General features: G+C 77.3%; 1 protein-coding gene and 2 pseudogenes. 2 read left to right on the top strand and 1 reads right to left on the bottom strand.

The genetic code is table 11. The features are described 5' to 3' along the window. Positions 1-325: 325 nt before the first annotated feature. Positions 326-1,567: pseudogene (locus tag ACYVI6_RS18280) on the top strand (DNA polymerase IV); the annotation flags it as partial. 403 nt (positions 1,568-1,970) lie between these two features. Continuing rightward, a complete protein-coding gene (locus ACYVI6_RS18275; protein WP_460447726.1) occupies positions 1,971-2,378 on the top strand; it encodes a DUF3040 domain-containing protein in 408 nt (135 codons plus the stop codon). A 682-nt stretch (positions 2,379-3,060) separates the two neighbouring features. Here ACYVI6_RS18275 and ACYVI6_RS18270 read toward each other — a convergent pair. Then, positions 3,061-3,619 (bottom strand): annotated as a pseudogene (locus tag ACYVI6_RS18270) (hypothetical protein); the annotation flags it as partial.

Genomic DNA, 3,619 nt, shown 5'->3' with positions numbered 1-3,619 from the left:
CGCGCCCCCCGCCCCTGATCCGGGCGCCGCCCACGCCAGCTCGGTCCGCGGCGTCGGGGTGGCGCTGCGCCGCGTGTGCCGCGGTCGCGCTCCGGCCGGCCGCCTGCGGTGCGGTCGCGCTCCGACGCCCGCCCGCCTGCGGTGCGGTCGCGCGCCGACGCCCATCGGCCTGCGGTGCCGCCCTTGTCGGTGGCGTGCGCGACAGTGGTGGTGTGCGCGTCCCCGAGTGCTCCGGCTGCCCCGCCCGGCGCGGCCCCGGCGACACGAGCGGCGTCGGACGGGCCGAGCTGGCTGATCGAGCCGGTCCGGCGACGCGGGTGGTGTCGTGAGCCGCCGCCAGTTCCGTCCCGCGCACCGGCCCGACGAGGCCGACGACAGCGGGTGCACCGTGCTGCACGTCGACATGGACGCGTTCTACGCCTCCGTGTCGCTGCTCGAACGTCCCGAGCTGGTGGGTACGCCGGTGATCGTCGGCGGTGCCGGCAGTCGCGGCGTCGTGCTGTCGGCGACGTACGAGGCGCGGGCCTTCGGTGTGCACGCGGCGATGCCGATGGCCCGGGCGCGCCGGTTGTGCCCGCTGGCGACAATCATCGAGCCCGACCACGCCCGCTACGCCGAGGTCTCGCGCGGGGTGATGGCGGTCTTCCGCGACGTCACGCCCGCGGTCGAGCCGCTGTCGCTCGACGAGGCGTTCCTCGACGTCGCCGGCGCCGTGCGGCGGCTCGGCAGCCCGCTGCAGATCGCCGAGCGGGTGCGCGAGCGCGTGCAGGACGAGCAGGGTGTCAGCTGCTCGGTGGGCGTCGCGGCCACCAAGTTCCTGGCCAAGCTGGCGTCCGGCCTGGCCAAGCCCGACGGCGTCCTCGTCGTGCCGCGCGACGACGCCCTGGCGGTGCTGCACCCGCTGCCGGTGGGCGCGCTGTGGGGCGTGGGGGAGAAGACCGAGGAGACGCTGCACCGCTACGGGCTGCGCACCGTCGGCGACATCGCGCACACCCCGCGCGACACCCTGGTGCGCGTGCTCGGCGAGGCGACCGGCGCGCACCTGTTCGAGCTGTCGTGGGGCCGTGACCCGCGCCCGGTCGTCCCGCAGCAGTCCGAGCGCAGCATCGGCGCCGAGGAGACGTTCACCCACGACGTCGACGACCCCGAGGTCGTGCACCGCGAGCTGCTGCGGCTCGCCGAGCGCACGGCCGCCCGCATGCGCTCCGCCGGCCAGGTGGGGCGCACGGTGTCGATCAAGGTGCGCTTCGCCGACTTCACCACCATCACCCGCGCTCGCACGCTGCGCGAGGCCACCGACGTCGGCCGCGACGTCTACGCCACCGCCCGCGACCTGTTCGACGCGCTCGGCCTGCACCGGGCCCGGCTTCGGCTGGTCGGCGTGCGCGTCGAGGGACTGCTCCCCGTCGAGCAGCACCAGCGGCAGCTGCTGCTCGACGAGAAGCCGTTCGGTTGGCGCGACGCCGAGCAGGCCGTCGACCGAGCCAGCGCACGTTTCGGCGCAGGGTCGGTGCGCCCCGCCAGCCTCGTGCCCGGCGAGCGCGACGCCGTGCGCCGACGTGCCCCGCGACCGCCGGCCGACCCGGCGCCGGGCCCCGACGGCGGCGCCGCCACCGCAGGGGCGGCCGATCGGCCGGTTCCACGGCGCAGCGGTTCCGGACGCCGCGGTCGAGACGCCACGAACGGCCGGCTGCCCGACCGCCGCGACCCGTCCGGCGACGCGCGCGCCGAGGTGCGCGAGGCCTTCGAGGGACCGGGGTGGGGACGCCGGGGTTGACCGCGCTGACCGGTGCGCGGGGGCGGCGGCGCGCCGCCGACGACAGCACGTGACCGACCAGTCGCAGCAGATCGCGTCCCCGGCTTTCACACCCGGCGTCCGCGACCTATCCTTGAGGTCCAAGGGATGTTCGACGGCGACCCCGGTCGCGGTCGGATCCCGCCCGTTTCCGCGCACCCAGCGGGAGGTCGCCGTGCCGCTCTCGGAGCACGAGCAGCATCTGCTCGAGCAGATGGAGTCGGCGATGTATGCCGAGGACCCGAAGTTCGCCTCCGCCATGCGGGGGCGCACCACCAGGTCTCGGCACCGCCGCCGGTTGCTGCTGGGAGGGGTCGCGCTCCTCGTCGGCCTCGTGCTCGTCGTCGTGGGCGTCACCGGGCCCGTCGCCCTCGCCGTGGTCGGGTTCGTGATCATGCTGGTCGGGGCGGGTTTCGCGCTGGCGCCCGAGCGCCGCGGCCCGATCGGCGCCGTCGGCCCCACAGGTCAGCCGCTCCCGCGCCGCCGGGCGCCGCGCTCCGAGCGCGCCGGTCGCTCCAGCGGCTTCATGGACCGCCTCGAGCAGCGCTGGGACAGGCGCCGCGACGGCGGCCAGTGGGGCTGAGCCCCACCGACGCACCACCTCTTCGACGCCCGGCCCGCCCACGCAGGCCGGGCGTCGTGCTGCCTGCACCACCCGCAGCGGTCGTCGCCCCGCCCGCTCGGCTGGACGTCGCACGGGCGGAGGACGGCGCGTGGCGCTCAGCCCGACACCTGAGCCGCCCGGACCCCTGCGCACGAGCTGCCACCTGCGGACGTCGTGGGCCGGGCGGCGGACGTGCAGTCGCCGGCGGGAAGTCGCCCGGTGACCCGTGTCGAGCTGCCGTCTTCGGGGCTCTTCGAGGCCCGCTGGACCCCCGGAGGTGGCACCTCGGCACGCGCGCCCCGGCGTCCCCGTGTGCCGAGGTGCCACCTGTGAGGCACCTCGAGGCCCGCTGGACCCCCGGAGGTGGCACCTCGGCACGCGCGCCCCGGCGTCCTCGTGTGCCGAGTTGCCACCTGTGGGGCACCTCGAGGCCCGCTGGACCCCCGGACGTGGCAGCTCGGCAGGCGTGCGACGACGTCCCGCGTGCCGAGGTGCCACCTGTTGGGCACCTGACGTCCCGGTGGACCCCCGGACGTGGCAGCTCGGCGAGCCTGCGTCGCGTCCCGCGTGCCGAGGTGCCACCTGTCGGGCACCTGACGTCCCGGTGGACCCCGGACGTGGCAGCTCGGCGGGCGGGGACCTCTAGTGCCAGGGCGGTGGGTCAGCGGCGGCGGTGCAGGCGGACGGCGGTCAGGCTGCGGGCGGTGCCGGCGGCGCGAAGCTCGACCCGCGACACGGCACCGCCGGCGCGGCCGAGCTGGTCGCGCAGCCGCTGCAGGCCCGAGCGGGGGACGGCGGCGGCGCGGAGGCGGTCGGCGCGGCCGCGGGTGGCGGCGACGGCCGACAGCACGGCCTCCACGACGTCGTCGAGGCCGTCGTCGAGCTGCACGGTGCGGGCGTAGCGCGAGCGCTCGACGGTGCGGGTCACCCGGCCGAGGGCGGCGCGGGGCTCGGCCAGCAGGGTGGTCGCACGGGCCAGCTCGGCGTCGACCTGGCGCGGCGTGCTGCCGGTGTCGAGGCGGACGCCGAGGTCGCCGAGCTGCTCCTGCAGGTCGGCCCACCGGGCTTCGACGTGCGCGCCGGGGGAGGCAGCGGCGCGACGGCGTCGACGTCGGCCGAGCGCGGCGCTCACCGGGGTCACGAGCAGCGCGCCGGCCAGCAGCAGCGCCACGCCCACCAGCCGCCACGGCACGTCGACGCCCGACCCGGCGCCCTCGGCG

The sequence above is a fragment of the Angustibacter aerolatus genome (genome assembly GCF_054776675.1).
This window is presented reverse-complemented; position numbering and strand designations above follow the sequence as displayed.